The 15425-nt window shown below is 57.3% G+C and carries 13 protein-coding genes; 3 read left to right on the plus strand and 10 right to left on the minus strand.

The annotated features are described in order from the left end of the window. Positions 1–172 precede the first annotated feature (172 nt). Positions 173–1156 (plus strand): DUF3179 domain-containing (seleno)protein, encoded by a 984-nt coding sequence (locus tag RBB82_RS18025; protein WP_433972126.1) that lies wholly within the window; start codon positions 173–175, stop codon positions 1154–1156. A gap of 1 nt (position 1157) precedes the next feature. Here the strand turns inward: RBB82_RS18025 and ribA are convergent, their stop codons facing one another. Continuing rightward, a complete protein-coding gene (gene ribA, locus RBB82_RS18030) occupies positions 1158–1796 on the minus strand; it encodes a GTP cyclohydrolase II (protein ID WP_433972127.1) in 639 nt (212 codons plus the stop codon). 91 nt (positions 1797–1887) lie between these two features. On the opposite strand from ribA, the gene RBB82_RS18035 reads away from it, so the two are divergent. After that, on the plus strand, positions 1888–3291 hold the full coding sequence (locus RBB82_RS18035) for a sensor histidine kinase (protein ID WP_433972128.1): 1404 nt from the start codon (positions 1888–1890) through the stop codon (positions 3289–3291). Here RBB82_RS18035 and bshA read toward each other — a convergent pair. The 7 genes from bshA to RBB82_RS18070 all read right to left on the minus strand — a co-directional run bounded on the left by bshA (position 3249) and on the right by RBB82_RS18070 (position 12151). Next, positions 3249–4400: an N-acetyl-alpha-D-glucosaminyl L-malate synthase BshA gene (bshA, locus tag RBB82_RS18040; protein ID WP_433972129.1), complete on the minus strand. Its 1152-nt coding sequence runs from the start codon at positions 4398–4400 to the stop codon at positions 3249–3251. The genes RBB82_RS18035 and bshA overlap by 43 nt on opposite strands. Positions 4401–4458: 58 nt before the next feature. Then, a complete protein-coding gene (locus RBB82_RS18045) occupies positions 4459–5370 on the minus strand; it encodes a ChbG/HpnK family deacetylase (RefSeq protein ID WP_433972130.1) in 912 nt (303 codons plus the stop codon). Positions 5371–5533: 163 nt separating this feature from the next. Next, positions 5534–7639, minus strand: a complete 2106-nt coding sequence (locus RBB82_RS18050; protein ID WP_433972131.1) for a beta-glucosidase — start codon at positions 7637–7639, stop codon at positions 5534–5536. Between the two features lie 439 nt (positions 7640–8078). After that, positions 8079–8501 (minus strand): VOC family protein, encoded by a 423-nt coding sequence (locus RBB82_RS18055; RefSeq protein ID WP_433972132.1) that lies wholly within the window; start codon positions 8499–8501, stop codon positions 8079–8081. Between the two features lie 53 nt (positions 8502–8554). Next, the gene (locus tag RBB82_RS18060; RefSeq protein ID WP_433972133.1) at positions 8555–8899 is read right to left on the minus strand and encodes a hypothetical protein; all 345 of its coding nucleotides are present in this window, start codon (positions 8897–8899) and stop codon (positions 8555–8557) included. A gap of 116 nt (positions 8900–9015) precedes the next feature. Continuing rightward, positions 9016–10482 (minus strand): ATP-binding protein, encoded by a 1467-nt coding sequence (locus tag RBB82_RS18065; protein ID WP_433972134.1) that lies wholly within the window; start codon positions 10480–10482, stop codon positions 9016–9018. Between the two features lie 22 nt (positions 10483–10504). Next, positions 10505–12151 carry an FAD-dependent oxidoreductase gene (locus RBB82_RS18070; RefSeq protein ID WP_433972135.1) on the minus strand — a complete coding sequence of 549 codons (1647 nt, stop codon included), beginning with the start codon at positions 12149–12151 and terminating at the stop codon, positions 10505–10507. 229 nt (positions 12152–12380) lie between these two features. Between RBB82_RS18070 and RBB82_RS18075 the strand changes: the two genes are divergently transcribed. After that, positions 12381–13037: a response regulator transcription factor gene (locus tag RBB82_RS18075; RefSeq protein ID WP_433972136.1), complete on the plus strand. Its 657-nt coding sequence runs from the start codon at positions 12381–12383 to the stop codon at positions 13035–13037. A gap of 36 nt (positions 13038–13073) precedes the next feature. Here the strand turns inward: RBB82_RS18075 and RBB82_RS18080 are convergent, their stop codons facing one another. Both RBB82_RS18080 and pruA read right to left on the minus strand, forming a co-directional pair. After that, positions 13074–13502 (minus strand): hypothetical protein, encoded by a 429-nt coding sequence (locus tag RBB82_RS18080; RefSeq protein ID WP_433972137.1) that lies wholly within the window; start codon positions 13500–13502, stop codon positions 13074–13076. A 218-nt stretch (positions 13503–13720) separates the two neighbouring features. Beyond that, positions 13721–15361, minus strand: coding sequence for an L-glutamate gamma-semialdehyde dehydrogenase (gene pruA / locus RBB82_RS18085; RefSeq protein WP_433972138.1), 1641 nt, complete (start codon positions 15359–15361; stop codon positions 13721–13723). Between the last annotated feature and the right edge of the window lie 64 nt (positions 15362–15425).

Here is a 15425-nt window from a genome sequence, read left to right on the forward strand (position 1 = left end):
AATTTGCGTCGCTTGCGTAGCTATCCCCATGTTTGTCATTCGACCGTTTCGCCCTCAGGGCGCTCGGGAACTAGAAATTGCCCTGGTCGTTCGTCATGCTGCTCCTTGGCTAGCTGGCGCGTGCGCCGTAACCTTGCTGTTGCTGGTAATACAAACGTGGAAAACCACGCGGTTGAGTTCTCGCATTGCGTTGGCCGGGTTGCTCCTCGTGGCGACTGTATGTGCGGCTTTCACGCACATCAATATCTTCGAAAAGATGTTTCACCCCTATGGTTCGCCGTCGTTTGGAAGCCCAGCAAGCGCTGCGGTCGATCCGGATGACAAGGTGCTGGCAGTCACCTTAGGACATGACGCCCGTGCCTACCCCATCCGAACGATGGGCTACCACCACATCGTGAATGACACCGTTAACGGTGTGCCGATCGCGGTGACGTATTGTACGCTATGCCATACCGGATTGGTGTGGAACCGGATGCTCGACGGGAGGTTGTTGCACTTCCGGCTCGCTGGCATCAACAACGGAAACGCTTTGCTGCGCGACGAAGAGACGAGCAGCATCTGGCAACAGAGCACCGGCGAGGCGATCTACGGCCCGCTCAAAGGAAAGCAGCTTCAACTGGTTCGCAGCAACGAGTTGAGTTTCGGCCTCTGGAAACAAGAGCAGCCGCACGGGCAGGTGCTGCGGTCCAACTCACTCTATGCGTCCGAGTACGACCCCAAGGACTGGGAAAAACACGTCGAGAAGACGCGAACAGTTGTAGACACAGCGAAGTCCGGGATCGGTCCGCATGAGCTGATGTGGGGCATCACTACGGCTGGAGGGAGCAAAGCCTATCCGGTCCAGGCAATACTCGCGACGAAGTTGATTCAGGATCACGTCGGGAAGGTCCCGATCCTCCTGCTGGTTGGGCCCGACGGCACATCAGTCCGGACGTTTGAAACCAGGGTTGAGGGCGGAAACACCGATCTGACCTTCGCCACCGGGCCGCATGACGGAACGATGACGGATGCTGAGACAGGGTCAACGTGGAACTTTCAAGGCTGCGCGGTGGAAGGAACTCTCTCAGGGCGCTGTTTGAAGGAGATCGACGCACACAAGGACTATTGGTTCGACTGGATGAACCACCATCCTGACTCGACTGTATTCAAGAGCTGAATTAACTAACGAGGTGGCCCATCTTCTCCCGCTTGGTCTGGAGGTAGCGCTCGTTGGTAGGCTCACTCGGAACTTCGGCGGAGATGCGCTCGACGACTTTGACGCCTGCAAGTTCTAGCGCCTCAACCTTCTCTGGGTTATTGGTGATGAGGCGGACGGACTCAACGCCCATCTGTTTCAGGATCTGGGCGGGAAGCTCGAAGTGGCGGCAGTCGGCCTCATAGCCGAGCTCCAGATTCGCTTCGATAGTGTCGCGTCCCTGGTCCTGCAACTCATAAGCGCGAAGCTTCGCCATAAGGCCGATGCCGCGGCCTTCCTGCTGTTCGTAGAGGAGGATGCCCGCGCCTGCGTCGGTAATCGTCGCCATGGCGAGCTCGAACTGCTGACGGCAGTCGCAGCGCAGGGAGTGAAAGACGTCCCCGGTGAGGCACTGGGAGTGCACCCGCACGATGGGGGGCGCAGAGTGAATATCTCCCATGACCAGAGCCACGGCAGATTCGACACGCACGGTCGGCGGAGGGACGTTGTCGTTGCAGGCCAACGGGTTCTCAATCGTACCCTCGAAGCCGAGGATGCGGAAGTGCCCCCAGCGGGTGGGAAAGTCGGCTTCGGCTACTTTGGTTACACTTGCGAACGGCATATCTCGATTATACGTTTCAGCACCCATGAACATTAGATTGCCGGAGGGGGCTCCAGGATGCGGAGTTGCGCGACGGGCGTAAAGTAATGGTGTGCCCCCGACCGACTCCAAGCTGATTCTGATTACGCTGCTGATCGAGCTAGGCGTTGCGGCGGCCGTCTCCAGCTCGCTCGCACGCTCGCAACGCTTCAAAAACCTCCTATTGCTGTCGCGTCGGACCCCTAAACAGACCGCGTGGCTGGTGATCATCATCTGCGTGCCGCTAACGCTCGGCGTTTGGGTCCGGACGACAGTGCCGAACTTCCTTGCGGCTGACCTCTCCTTCGAAACCACGATCTTGCTGGGCATTCTGGTCGGTCCACTGGCCGCGATGGCCGGCGGAGCTGTGTTGGCAATTCCAGCGGTGCTGCATCATGAATACTGGGCGCTCCCGGTTAATTTGGCAATCGCGGCCATCTCCGGGGCCTTCGGACGCTTTGCTGACTCTGAGGATGTCTGGTCGTTCTCGCCGATGATCGATCTCAGCATCTATCGCTGGGTGACGCGAAATCTGCGAAGGCCGCAGCTGGACCGGCAGATCTTGCTATTGCTTCTCGTCTCGTCGATGCAGCTCGGCACAAGCATGCTCGGGAGATTTTACCCGCGGCACTTTTTCGAGTTGTACTCCAACGAATGGTGGGTGCAGTTGTTGATCTGCGCGACAGCACCGATCGTCGTTGGAATTCCGCTGAAGATCTGGAACGCGATCCGCGTCGAGCGCAAGCTTGAAGAGCAGGGAAGGCTACTGCTTGAAGCGCGCCTCGATGCGCTGCAACGCCAAATCAACCCTCATTTTCTGTTCAATACACTCAACTCGATCACATCACTCGTTCGATCCAAGCCTGAGCTGGCGCGCGAGATGATCATAAAACTGGCGAATATCCTGCGCGTGCTGCTGAAGGACCGCGAAGCCTTCCTTCCACTCAGTGAGGAGCTGCAGTTCACGGACGACTATCTGGATATCGAGGTGGTGCGATTCGGCGACAAGCTGAAGGTCGTGAAGGAGATCGCAGAAAATACCCTGCATATTGTGGTGCCAGGAATGTTGCTGCAGCCGCTGATCGAAAACAGCATCAAACACGGGCTCGAACCACGAATCAGCGGTGGCACTGTGACCTTGCGGAGCCGCATCACGGACCAGGGCCGGCTCATGGTTGAGGTCGAAGACGACGGCGTCGGGATGGCTCCGGACCGAGACGAAGCGTCGGCGACCAGTGGGCTGGTGAGGCCAGGAACCGGCATCGGAGTCCGAAACGTTCGCGAAAGGATGCAGGTGCTCTATGGCGACCTTGCGAGCGTTGAGATCAACAGCCGCCCCGGTCGCGGGACGAAGGTGACGATGCTGATGCCGGTGCTTGAAGCGGGCGCAGAAACATGGGGCCCGATCGGCGGCGCGGCCGGTCAGGCCATCGGTCACTTGGTCGAAGATGCCGTACGAGCGATGACGCGGTCGTAGTAGTCCTCGTAGAGCGGAATCACACGAGACGCGCAGAAGTGGTCCTGCGCTGTCTTCCGGCCAGCTTGAGCCATTGCTTCAAGACGTGGCTGGTCACGCAACAGCGCGATGGCGGCGGCGGACATGGATTCGATATCGCCTACATTGAAGAGAAGGCCGTTGTGGCCGTCCTGAATCAACTCGGAGACGCCGCCGACGCGGGTTCCGATCGTCGGCACACTGCACGCCATCGCTTCGAGCGCGGCCAGCCCGAACGACTCCATCTCGCTTGGCATCAGCATCAGATCGGCGAGCGGCAAAAGCTCGTTCACATTGTCCTGCTTGCCAATAAAGTGGACGCGATCCTGAATATTATGCTGGCGCGCAAGGTATTCGGCCACGCTGCGATCAGGCCCGTCGCCGATGAGCATCAGCCGAGCCGGTATCGCCTTAGCTACCCGCGCAAAGACCTCAACCACGTCCTGAATGCGTTTGACTGGACGAAAATTCGAGAGGTGCACGAGGAGCCGCTCATTCGGCTCTGCGAAGCGTGGACGCATAGCGCCGACCAGCTCGGGGTTGCGGAAGTAGACATCGCAGTTGACGAAGTTGCGAATGACTTCAATCTCAGAGGTCACGGCGAAGGCCTCGCGGGTCCGGTCGCGCAGGTAGCTGGAGATGCTGGTCACGCCATCGGACTGCTCAATGCCGAACTTCGTAATCGGCAGGTAGGAGCGGTCGAGGCCAACCAGAGTAATGTCAGTGCCGTGAAGCGTCGTGACGAATGGCAGATGCACACCGTGGGTGGCGAGCATCTGGCGCGCCAGCAGTGCACTGACAGAATGAGGAATCGCATAATGAACATGCAGCAGGTCGAGCGAGTAGAACTCGGCAACCTCTGCCATGCGAGTCGCAAGCGCGAGATCGTATGGCGGGTGTTCGAACAGTGGATAGTTCGACGCGACGACCTCATGGAAGTGAATGTTGGCCTCGCGACCGCTCAGTCGAAATGGCTGCGAGTAGGTGATGAAATGAATCTCGTGCCCGCGCGCCGCGAGTTCAATTCCAAGCTCCGTGGCGACGACTCCGCTGCCGCCATACGTGGGATAACAGGTGATGCCGATCTTCATAGACTTCCCATACTTCGTTAGGCTGCGTGGTTCAGTTATTGGACGGAGCAGCGACTTGTTAGGACTCGTTCATAACGTGACTAGTCTCTCGTACGGCCGCGTGACCACCAAGCTCTCCATAGTGGATGAGTTGCGGAGCGTTTGGTTGCAAAGCCCTCGCGGGAATCTCCACCAATAGAGCTGTGCGCTCCACATCACGATGGGTCCGAAGGCGCGTCGTAACCTCATCGAGATCCCTGTCGTTATAGCCGGGATGGCAGCATAGCTCGAAGCTTCCATCAGCGGGCAGGGCGTGAAGAATCTCGCGGAGGGTCTTTCCATAGAGATTACCCGTCGTAGAAATCCCGATAGTTCCGTCCGTAGTCAGGACATGTGCGTTACGGATCTGTGACAGATTCTCGAAGCCACGCTGAAGGCGGCCAACGGCATGGATTTGAAGACGGCGAACGATGCCGCCGTGACCAAGGCCGAGGCTCCACGGCCTCTCAAACGGCTGACGAATCGCACCGACCGAGCAACGCTCGGCGACATCTAAAAGCGGTCGGGTAACTGCAGGAAACATGTGGGTGTGTTTGTGTGTGTCGAGATGAGTGACGTTGATACCGGCGTTCTGCAGCTTGTGTATCTGCGCCAGAGCCTCGCGTTCGATGTCATCCCGGCTAATTTTGCCACGAAGCAAAGCTTGAATGAAGTCGAGTAGCGAGGGACGAAACGTCCTGCCGTCAGGCCCGAGAAGGGTCGGGATGTCTTGCGGTGGCGACGCTGGAATCCCGTCAGTAAGAATAACGTGGCAACCTACGCCGAGTGTTGGATGAGCGAGCGCGATGCTGACGGCGTCATCAAACGCAGCGCCTGTGGCCATGAGCGTCGTGGAGGTAAGAGCCTTCGCCTCATGTAGCTCTACGATAGCGCGGTTGACACCGTGAGTGAGGCCGAAATCGTCCGCGTTGATGATGAGTCGGGAAGGCATAGGATTTGAGCGAAGCCGGTCGATCCAGTCATTGCAAATGAAGATTCTCAACTGGATCGCGTTTCTTTCAACACAGAAAAACCGTGCGAAAACGACCGGAACGCTAAGGTCATTCTCGCACGGCTGTTTGATAAGAGCCACGGCGCGCCGTGACCATCAGGGACTACGGATGGACGTGAAGAGTTGCCTTAAGCGGGTTATCGCTCGAGGATGGCCCAGCCGTTACGGTATAGTCGCCGGGCAGTAGCTGCCAACCATTTTGATCGGTATTGAACACAGTGAGCGAGAGCGGATGGAGCGGGAGCGTGACCTCCTTCGATTCACCCGGAGCCAACTTGACGCGCTGCCACGCCGACAGACGTTTGTAGCTCTCATTTGCCGCGGCAGGCAGAGCAACATAAACCTGAGCAATCTCCGTGCCCTCGTGCGGCCCAGTGTTGCGAACGGTGAAGTGGACGGTGCGTTTCGTATCATCGACGGTCAAGCCCGAGTACGCATACGTGGTATACGACAACCCAAATCCGAACGGAAAGAGCGGCTGCTTGTGGGTCGCCTCAAAATATTTGTAACCGACCTTGGCGCCTTCGGTGTAACGCAGGTCGAACGGCGCGACCTTGTGATATTGGGTCGGCTCCGTAGCAGGTAAACCCTCAAGCCCAGGAACCACAGGGTTTGGCAGCTGCGCATCATCCTTAGCGAACGTAACAGGCAGCTTCCCGGAGGGGTTGACGTTGCCGAAGAGAATATTCGCAAGCGCCTGCGCGCCACCGATGCCGGGATACCACATCTCGACCACGCCCTTGACGTGATCAACCCATGGCATGCTTACCGGGCCACCATTCTCAATCACGACGATAGTATTTGGATTTGCAGCGGCGACCGCTTCGACGAGCGCGTTCTGATTGCCCGGCAGCGCAATAGTGACAGCGTCCATGTCTTCCTGCATCGGCTGGCTTACAAAGACGATCGCGATGGCGGAAGACTTCGCGAGCGCCACCGCCGCGGCAGTGTCCATCCCATCAGCATAGCGAACCGAAGTCTGGGGCGAGTGCGACTGGATATTTTTGAGCGGAGAAGAAGGGAAGTAGACATGTTCCGTCCATCCGGAGCCACCGGGCTTTGGGTTCGCAGCGTTTCCACCAGGCGCATCGACCTGAGCCGAACCGCCGCCAGAGAGAACACCAACGTCAGCGTGTGATCCGATAATTGCGATCGAGTTTGAAGCAGAAGCCTTCAACGGCAGAATATGATCGGCGTTCTTGAGAAGGACGATGCTCTCTTCGGCAATGTGCTGCGCGTCGTCGCGGCCACGAAACGGATCCACTACCGAGCGAATCGGAGGATCGTCCACGACACCAGCAGCGAACATACTGCGCAGAATGCGGTGAACCATGTCGTTGAGACGTGCCTCAGGCACCTGGCCGCCCTCTACCGCCTTCTTGAGCGGTGCATTGAAGTAGTTTTCGTCGCCGGGCATCTCCTGATCGAGGCCGTTCAGCGCAGACTTGACGGTGCTGTGAGTGGCGCCCCAATCGGAGACGACCCAGCCCTTGAACTTGAAGTCCTTCTTCAAAACTTCGTTGAGCAGATAATCGTTTTCGCAGGCATGATCACCCTCCACCAGGTTGTACGAGCACATCACCGCAGACGGCTCGGCAATGCCAATCGAAACCTCGAACGCAAGCAGGTCAGACTCGCGCATCGCTTTCTTACCAAGAAGCACATTGACGACCGTGCGCCCAGTCTCCTGATCGTTCAGCGCGTAGTGCTTAATGTCGCTCATCACGTGCTGCGAGAAGACGCCTTTTTCCAGGTTCCCAGTCAACGTACCGGCGAGGATCGGATCCTCTCCCGCATACTCGAAGTTGCGCCCGTTGCGTGGCTCGCGAGTAATATTCACGCCGCCGCCAATGGACATGTTCGTTCCCCACGCGCGAAGCTCCCGGCCGATCACTGAACCATAAAGAAATGCGGAATCCGTGTCCCAGCTCGATGCGGCGCCCAGGGTCGAAGGCAACAAAGTCGCATAGCGTGCCTGATACGCCGCCATACGTGCGCCGACGGCCGAGTCTGCAAGGTCGATGCCCGGAATACCCAACCGCTCAATACCCTCCATGTAACCTGCGGCGAAGTTCGACTTTGCAGGGACTGGATCGCCCGCACGAAGAACACCCCAGCCGGTTCCATGAACCATCTGTATCTTTTCGTCGAGCGTCATCTGCTGCGCAACAATGTCGGCGCGCTGGTCAGGAGAGAGAGCCTTGTTCATCCAGGGCATCTTGGAAGTATCTGTTTTCGTTTGAGCGTGCGCCGCAATACATCCAAGCGACGTCATGAAAACGGTTGCGAACAGTGGTGAATTAGTGAACCTCTTAAACCGCGTGAAAAATGACATCCATGCTCCTTGAAATCTTTGTGCGACCAACGGATCGCCAGTCGCAGCCGTCAAAATGGTGTTTCCCAGCCGCTAGAGAGTCTATACGAACTAAAACGATATAGGTAAGGGAATTCTTGCATTTCCGGTACGACCGGAGTGGGGAGGTAGAGCCGCGTGTCGGCGTCTTCACCACAGACTAGGCAATGAGAGTCAGATCCCAGGAACACTCAACCAAGGCTGGACTTCAACCCCGATTTCGACGGAGTTTGTAGGAAGAAATGAAGAAGCGTCCTCTACCGTAGATGCCTCTCCGCAGAATTATGATTCGCTTTTATTTCGCAAAGAGATTACCGATGTCGGCGAATGCTTTGAACTCGAGCGCGTTGCCGGCAGGATCGAAAAAAAACATCGTCGCCTGTTCGCCGACCTCTCCCTTGAACCGAATGTACGGTTCGATCACAAACGAAACACCCGCACGGCGAACTCTTTCAGCCAGCGTCTCCCAGACCTCCATCGGCAGCACGACGCCGAAGTGAGGAACGGGAACGTCATGACCATCGACGGGATTGTGATGGGCTTTGTCGGTAGCCGAGCCCGGCTTCAGGTGTGCGACGATCTGATGTCCGAAGAGGTCGAAGTCAATCCACTGCGCAGAGCTGCGGCCCTCGGCGCAGCCCAGAGTCGTTCCATAAAAAGTACGAGCAGCTTCAAGGTCGTCGACTGGGAAGGCGATGTGAAAAGGTGTCAGCGGCACAAATAGTCTCCTGCATTCATCATACGATGCAGAAGACCATCTGCCGCTCGCGACTACCCGCGGTGGAAACCCTGATCGTAGCCTCGAACATAAGAACGACGGAAGGCATCGCGGTACGGTTCATACGGCCCCAGCGCCGAGTCGTATCCAGGCGTCTTGTGAAACTTGCGGTCGTGTTGCGGGTGATATCCAAACCCGTTGTACGCGTCGCGCGCACCATCTTCCGAGCCTGCACGGAAGCCTTCATGATCCGCTCTCGCAATCAACGGTGGAACGCTGTTGTAGCCAACTGGTGGGGGCGGTGGGGGAGGAGCATAGTAAGCAGTGTGCGAGGCACAGCCGGCCGTAAAAATACAAGCTGTGGCAATAAGGGGCAAAGTAAGAGCGGAGCGTTTCATGGCGTCCTCACTATTCAATTCGCGCAATCACAAAAGGAACGCGCGTTCGAATAGATAAACGCTGATGAAAGAAAAATGTTGTCGTCGCCGAATCTCTTCCGCGACCACAATATTTTTTATTCGCTGTCGCTCGGCAGGCGAACGACAAACTTTGTGTTTCCGGGTTCAGAGCTGAACCGAATGATTCCGTTGTACTGCTCAACGATGCGCTGAACAATGCCCAGACCAATGCCCGTGCCAACTCCAACAGGCTTCGTCGTATAAAACGGGTCGAAGATGTGCTCTTGGCTCTCCAGTGGAATTCCGCTGCCGTTATCGCTCACACTAATGCACAGATCCGTATGCGGATTCTTCGGATCCGCAGTCGATTGCTCCGCCCACGTATGCACGCTGATGCGTCCGTGTTGCGGAACTGCGTCAATCGCGTTGTCCAGAAGATTCGTCCAGATCTGGTTCAGTCCAGTGCATTCGCTGTGGAGAGGAGGCAGGTCAGCCGCGAAGCTCTTCTCCAACACAATCTCTTTCTCGCGCAGCTTGTGGCCGAGGATGATCAGCGTCGCATGAATGCTGTTGTTGATATCGATCGTCTGCCGCTGCCCCTTGCCTTCGTACGCATACGATTTGACCGCCTGCACAAGGTCAGTAACGCGGCCAATACTCTCTTCGATGGTCCCGACAAGTTGCATACTCGAGACCAGAGCCTCCAGCCAGCTCAATGCCTCTCCCAACAGCGGTCCATCGAAGTCGTTGCGGACGCGCTCGAGTTCAGCAGCACTCATGCCAATTGAAACCAGCGTAGGAGCCATCTTCCACGCGTTTTCGATATTGGCTGATTCCATCCACTCCGCCAGCGCCTCCTCGGCGTCGCTCTGGTCAAGCGAGTTCATCATCAGCGGTTGTTTCACGGCAAGCGCGTGCTTCTGCAGATCGAACATGCAGTGCTTCTGCTCTGACGTAAAATCGCGTTCTTTGAACTTGAGCGAGATCTCATGCAGCCGGAGAAGGTTTTCCCGCAACTGCGAAGCAGCGCGGCGAGCAGCCGCACCAGGGTTGTTCAGCTCATGCATCAGGCCCGCAGCCAGCGTCCCCAGCGACGCCATCTTCTCCTGCTGCACAGTCGTGCTCTGCAGCTTCTGAAACCGATAAGCCATGTTGCCCAGAATCGCCTTACGAACCTGCGGGCAACTGGTCATCAGATTCCAGAACTGCTCATCGTCCAGCTGCAAAAGATGACTCGGCGACGTCGCCTGAACGCTACTCAGGTTCGGAACGGTCGTCAGCAACGCAAGCTCGCCAAAAGTGTTGCCCGACTCGATCTTTGCCATCGTATATTCGTGCTGCTCAGCCGTCTTCTGAGAGACTCGAAGCTCTCCGTCAAGCAGAATCCAGAAGTAGTGGGAGATCTCCCCCTGGCGCACGATGACCTCGTCCTTGTCGATGTGGATCTCCTGCACCCCCTCCAGGCAATGCAGCTCATCATCTTTCAACGATGACAGAATGGGAACTTTGCGCAGTAGGGCTGTCAGCTCTGCACCGACCGATTCGACAACGTGGTTTTGGACGATTTGGGTTTGTTCGCTCATTGGGTTAGTCGTTCATTGCCTTTCACAGCGTCGCAAGATACTGATGCACAAATTGAATTGCGATGGAGCCTTCGCCGACTGCGGAAGCACATCGTTTGACCGAGTTGAATCGTACGTCGCCTGCAACAAAGATGCCTGGAACACTCGTCTCGAGCAAATAGGGATCGCGCTCCAGCTTCCATGACTTCGGAGATTGCGCCTTCAAGTCTGGACCCGCAAGAATAAATCCCTTGCTGTCACGACAAAGCTCCTGTGGCATCCAGTCCGTCTTGGGAGCAGCGCCGATAAAGATAAACAGGGAACTGGCCGGCCGAGCCTCTTCTCCGCGCGGTGTCTTCAAGGTCAGGCACTCAAGGTGTCCTTCGCCCCCCATCGCGATAACCTCCGTGCCGGTCTCCACCGTGATATTCGGAGTCGCCTCAATCTGATCGATCAGATACTTCGACATACTGCTCTCAAGCGATTTGCCGCGGACCAGCATGTGAACATGATCGGCATAACGCGAAAAATGCATAGCCGCCTGACCGGCCGAGTTCGCCCCGCCAACGATATAAACCGCCTCTTCCTTGCAGGACATCGCCTCAGTCAGCGCCGCACCGTAGTAAACGCCTGCTCCGCTCAACTTATCCGCGCCCGGAACGTCGAGCTTGCAGTAGTCGACGCCGGTCGCCAACAGGCACACGTGGCACGTGACCTCCTGCCCATCCGCCAGCGTGACGATGCGGTATTGATTCTCTGACCGTATGCAGTCCACTCGCTGGGTCAAAAACTCTGCCCCCAGGCGGTTCGCCTGCAGATACGCCCGCTTGGCCAACTCTTCCCCGCTAAGTCCCTCAGGAAACCCAAGATAGTTTTCGATCTTCGAGCTCGAACCCGCCTGCCCCCCCGGTGCGGCGGCCTCAACCACCAGCGTACGGAGCCCCTCAGAGGCCCCGTAGACGCCCGCAGCCAACCCGGCAGGCCCGGCACCCACCACGACCACGTCGTAGAACTCCTGCTGCGCCTGAGTGCGTAGACCAACCTTGCTTGCCATCTCGGTCGAGGTGGGTTGCACCAGTGCCGTATTGTCGCCGAAGAGGATCACCGGCAGCTTGGTATCGTCGATGCCTTTTTCCTTCAGCAGCGCAAGCGCATCCGGATTCGTCTCAGGGTTCAACCACTGGTAGGGAATCCGGTTCCGTGACAAAAAGTCGCGTACCGCATGATCCATCGCAGACCAGCGCACACCCACCACGCGGATCCCTTCGAACGGAGGCCTGTAGCCCTCCTTCCAGCTCCCCAGCAGGTCGTCCAGCACCGGATAGAGCTTCTCCTCCGGTGGATCCCACGGCTTATTCAGGTAGTAGTGGATCTTGGCGGAGTTGATGGCCCGAATCGCGGCTTCGGTATCCGCGTAAGCGGTTAACAGCACACGTTTTGCGTTGGGATAGATACAGAGAGCCTGCTGCAGAAAGTCCACGCCGGTCATCCCCGGCATACGCTGGTCGGAGAGAAACAGTGCGACGATGTCCTTGCGTTCTTTGAGCTGGCGGCAGATATCCAGCGCAGCCCCCCCAGAGGCAGCGCGGACGATCCGATAGTCCTGACCATAGTGACGGCGCAGATCTTGAACCACAGCTTCCAGCACGCTGGTGTCGTCGTCGATCGCTAACAGAATAGGCTTAGGCATATCTCTTTATACTTCGTGACAAGGTTTCGAGACACCCCACGTATGATTTGATTGTGTTTCACGCTCACAAGTTTCAGAAAGTTAATGCGCCCGGAGACGAGGCGCATGCCCCTAAAGTGCTATCAACACAACAATTTGTCCGAATCTTAGACATCGCACCACTCCTGCTGCAATCAACCGATATGGGGATTGTGGGACAACTTGAGCCCGGCAGGAGACTACGGCACCTATGAATCGAATCATTCTCGCGGATAATCAGGCCATCTTTCGGGCGGGTGCAGCCAGAACCCTGTCACTCGAGGACGATATGCGCATCGTCGCCCAGTGCGAGGACGCGGCCAAGCTCTTCACCGCCATCGACGGACTTCGTGGCTCGGTGATCCTTGTCGCCTCCAGCCTGCGCCTGGACCTCAGAGACCTGGTAGCACGCACCCAGGCCGCTGGCAGCCGTTCCATTCTGATTGCGGAAAACGCAGAGCAGGTCCCGGACGATCCTGCCGTACTCTTCCAGGGAATCCTTCACCGCAACGTCGGCGGCACCGTGCTGGTGGACTGCGTTCGTCGCGTCGTCAGCGGACAGCGCTTCGTGCAACGCGCCAACGTCACCACCATGCAAAGCTCCGACAGCGTCGGAACACGCGTTCGCGACCGCCTCACCCCAAAAGAGATGCAGATCGTCGCCCTAATCGTTCAAGGCTGCAAGAACAAAGACATTGCCCAGCAGCTCGGCACCAAAGAACAGGTAATCAAGAACTATCTTCGAAGCATCTATGACAAAAGCGGCGTCTCCGACCGGCTCGAACTAGCCCTCTTCACGATCCATCATCGCGTTCTCGCCGAGGCCGCTGCCAAAGCCGGCACCCTCATCCAGATGAAAACCGCCTGACAGCCGCCTGATAATCAGCAGAAACAGCGTCAAAGCCTAGTTGCCTTTTTCTTGTTCTTCAATTCGCTTTTTGAACTCATCAATATCCAGGCGCGTTTGACTATGAAGCGGCTTGTCCTTAGATACAGACCAGAGTTCATTATTAGCTTGGTCGCGTACAGAGAAAACTACGGGGGTAGGTGATATGTCTATATCATTGCCTGGTGGGGTGGGTCTGCCCTTGGTGTTTGTTGTGAACCGAAGGACCAGATCGGCGTCCTTTGCGTCCTTCAAGATTTTGAATCGCCCCCACTTACTTAATGCATCGTAGGCTCGGTCTGCAATCTCTGCGTGGCCCGTTTGATTGTCAATGTACACGGTTTTTGCCGCGATCACGCTGGCCGGGAGCGGAGCAAGTTTGTCCTTCGCATGAATCGGGGACACGATGAGAACGAGGGCAAGTGCTACTGTGCTTGCTGCTTTCATGCGATCTCTCCTTGAAGAACTAGAACTATAGTCCACAGATCCGTGCAGCGCACACTGCAACCGCATAGCAGGCGATATCATCGGAGCCCCGTCAGGGCACAGATATCAAACTCGGTTCCGTACACCACGCCACAGTGCGGACAACGAGAGTAGCCGCGGTCCGCACTGGATGTCGTCTTGTGGGTGGATCTCCTTCTTACAGGCCGAGGCCCCCGTCTTTACATGCCCATCTGCTCAGACTGCTTCTCCGCCGCAGGACTCGCGTGTCCGACCTTCTCCGCGATGCTCTTAGCCTGCGTAAACAGCAGCAGATAGTCCGGTCCGCCAGCCTTCGAGTCGGTCCCACTCATATTGAAGCCCCCAAAGGGATGCGCCCCAACCATCGCGCCGGTGCACTTACGGTTGAAGTACAGATTGCCAACCTGGAACTCCTCGCGAGCCCGATCCAGCTTGTCTCGCGAGCTGGAGTAAAGCGCCCCGGTCAGACCGTATTCGGTATTGTTCGCAATTGCCAGCGCATCGTCAAAGCTCTTTGACTTTATCACCGCCAGCACCGGCCCAAAGATCTCTTCAAGAGCAATCCGCGCCGTCGGAGCAACGTCAGCGATCACGGTAGGGGCGATATAGTACCCACCTGCCGCGTTCTCAATCGCATGGCCGCCATTCAACACCGTGCCCTCTTTCTTGCCGATCTCGATGTAGTCGAGCGTCTTCCGATAGGCCTTCTCGCTGATCACAGGTCCGGTGTAGACATTCTCAGCCGGGTCACCGGTCTTGATCTTCGAGACCTTCTCCCGCAGCTTGTCGCAGAACACATCGTAGATGTCAGCCGCCACGATCGCTCGCGAGCAAGCCGAGCACTTCTGCCCATTGAAGCCGAACGCGCTCGCCACAACTCCATCCACCGCAGCATCCACATCGCTATCCGCTTCAACGATGATCGAATCCTTGCCGCCCATCTCAAGAATCGTCCGCTTGATAAAGACCTGACCAGCCTGCGTCTTCGCGGCACGCTCGTGAATCTCCAGTCCAACCGCCTTTGAACCGGTAAACGCGATAAACCGTGTCTGCGGATGCGCGACAACAGCGCTGCCGAACTCTGGTCCTTCTCCCGGACACAGGTTCACAACACCATCGGGCAGGCCCACCTCTTCGAGCAACTCAAAGAACTTCGCCGCAATCGTCGGTGCGTCAACCGATGGCTTCAGGATGACCGTATTCCCGGTCACGATCGAAGCCGCAGTCATCCCTGCCATGATGGCAAAGGGAAAGTTCCAAGGCGGAATCACCGCTCCAACGCCCAGCGGAACATACCTCAGCTGGTTGCGCTCGCCGGGAAACTGAATCGGCGTCTTTGCATCGTTCAGCCGCAACGCCTCGCGCCCGTAAAACTCCAGAAAGTCGATGGTCTCGCCCACATCGGCGTCCGCCTCGCCCCAGTTCTTACCCACCTCAAACGTCAGCCACGCGCAAAACTCGAAGCTGCGCTCACGAATCAACTCTGCCGCCCGAAACAGCAGCCCAGCCCGCTCCTCGACCGGCACCTTGCTCCACTTCAAAAACGCTGCCTGCGCTGCCTGCATTGCCCCTTCGACGTGCTCCGCCCCCGCCCGCTGGTGAATCCCAATTACCTCAGCCGGCCGCGCCGGATTCGTCGAAACAATCTTCCCGGCCGTCTTCAGCCGCTTGCCGCCGATGACGATGTCGTACTCACGGCCAAGTTCGCTCTCGACCCGCACGAGCGCCTCTTTCATGCGCCGCTTGTTCTCAGCCGTCGTAAAGTCCACAAACGGCTCGTTGGAAAATGGTGTCTTCGGCGCAAACGCCGGGGCGGAGTGGGTAAGGTTCATAGTAGCCATAACGTGTCGATTCTAGCGGAGGTTTCAGTCTCTCGTCGCTCGTGAGGTGGATAATCCTTCTTGC

The organism is Tunturiibacter lichenicola, assembly GCF_051013355.1.
GTDB classification, from domain to species: domain Bacteria; phylum Acidobacteriota; class Terriglobia; order Terriglobales; family Acidobacteriaceae; genus Edaphobacter; species Edaphobacter lichenicola_F.

Bases quoted from the DNA above. Each gene is read 5' to 3' on its own strand.
- ribA (WP_433972127.1), bottom strand. From the start codon at position 1,796: ATGCCGTTCGCAAGTGTAACCAAAGTAGCCGAAGCCGACTTTCCCACC.
- bshA (WP_433972129.1), bottom strand. From the start codon at position 4,400: ATGAAGATCGGCATCACCTGTTATCCCACGTATGGCGGCAGCGGAGTC.
- RBB82_RS18045 (WP_433972130.1), bottom strand. From the start codon at position 5,370: ATGCCTTCCCGACTCATCATCAACGCGGACGATTTCGGCCTCACTCAC.
- RBB82_RS18050 (WP_433972131.1), bottom strand. From the start codon at position 7,639: ATGAACAAGGCTCTCTCTCCTGACCAGCGCGCCGACATTGTTGCGCAG.
- RBB82_RS18060 (WP_433972133.1), bottom strand. From the start codon at position 8,899: ATGAAACGCTCCGCTCTTACTTTGCCCCTTATTGCCACAGCTTGTATT.
- RBB82_RS18065 (WP_433972134.1), bottom strand. From the start codon at position 10,482: ATGAGCGAACAAACCCAAATCGTCCAAAACCACGTTGTCGAATCGGTC.
- RBB82_RS18070 (WP_433972135.1), bottom strand. From the start codon at position 12,151: ATGCCTAAGCCTATTCTGTTAGCGATCGACGACGACACCAGCGTGCTG.
- RBB82_RS18075 (WP_433972136.1), top strand. From the start codon at position 12,381: ATGAATCGAATCATTCTCGCGGATAATCAGGCCATCTTTCGGGCGGGT.
- RBB82_RS18080 (WP_433972137.1), bottom strand. From the start codon at position 13,502: ATGAAAGCAGCAAGCACAGTAGCACTTGCCCTCGTTCTCATCGTGTCC.
- pruA (WP_433972138.1), bottom strand. From the start codon at position 15,361: ATGGCTACTATGAACCTTACCCACTCCGCCCCGGCGTTTGCGCCGAAG.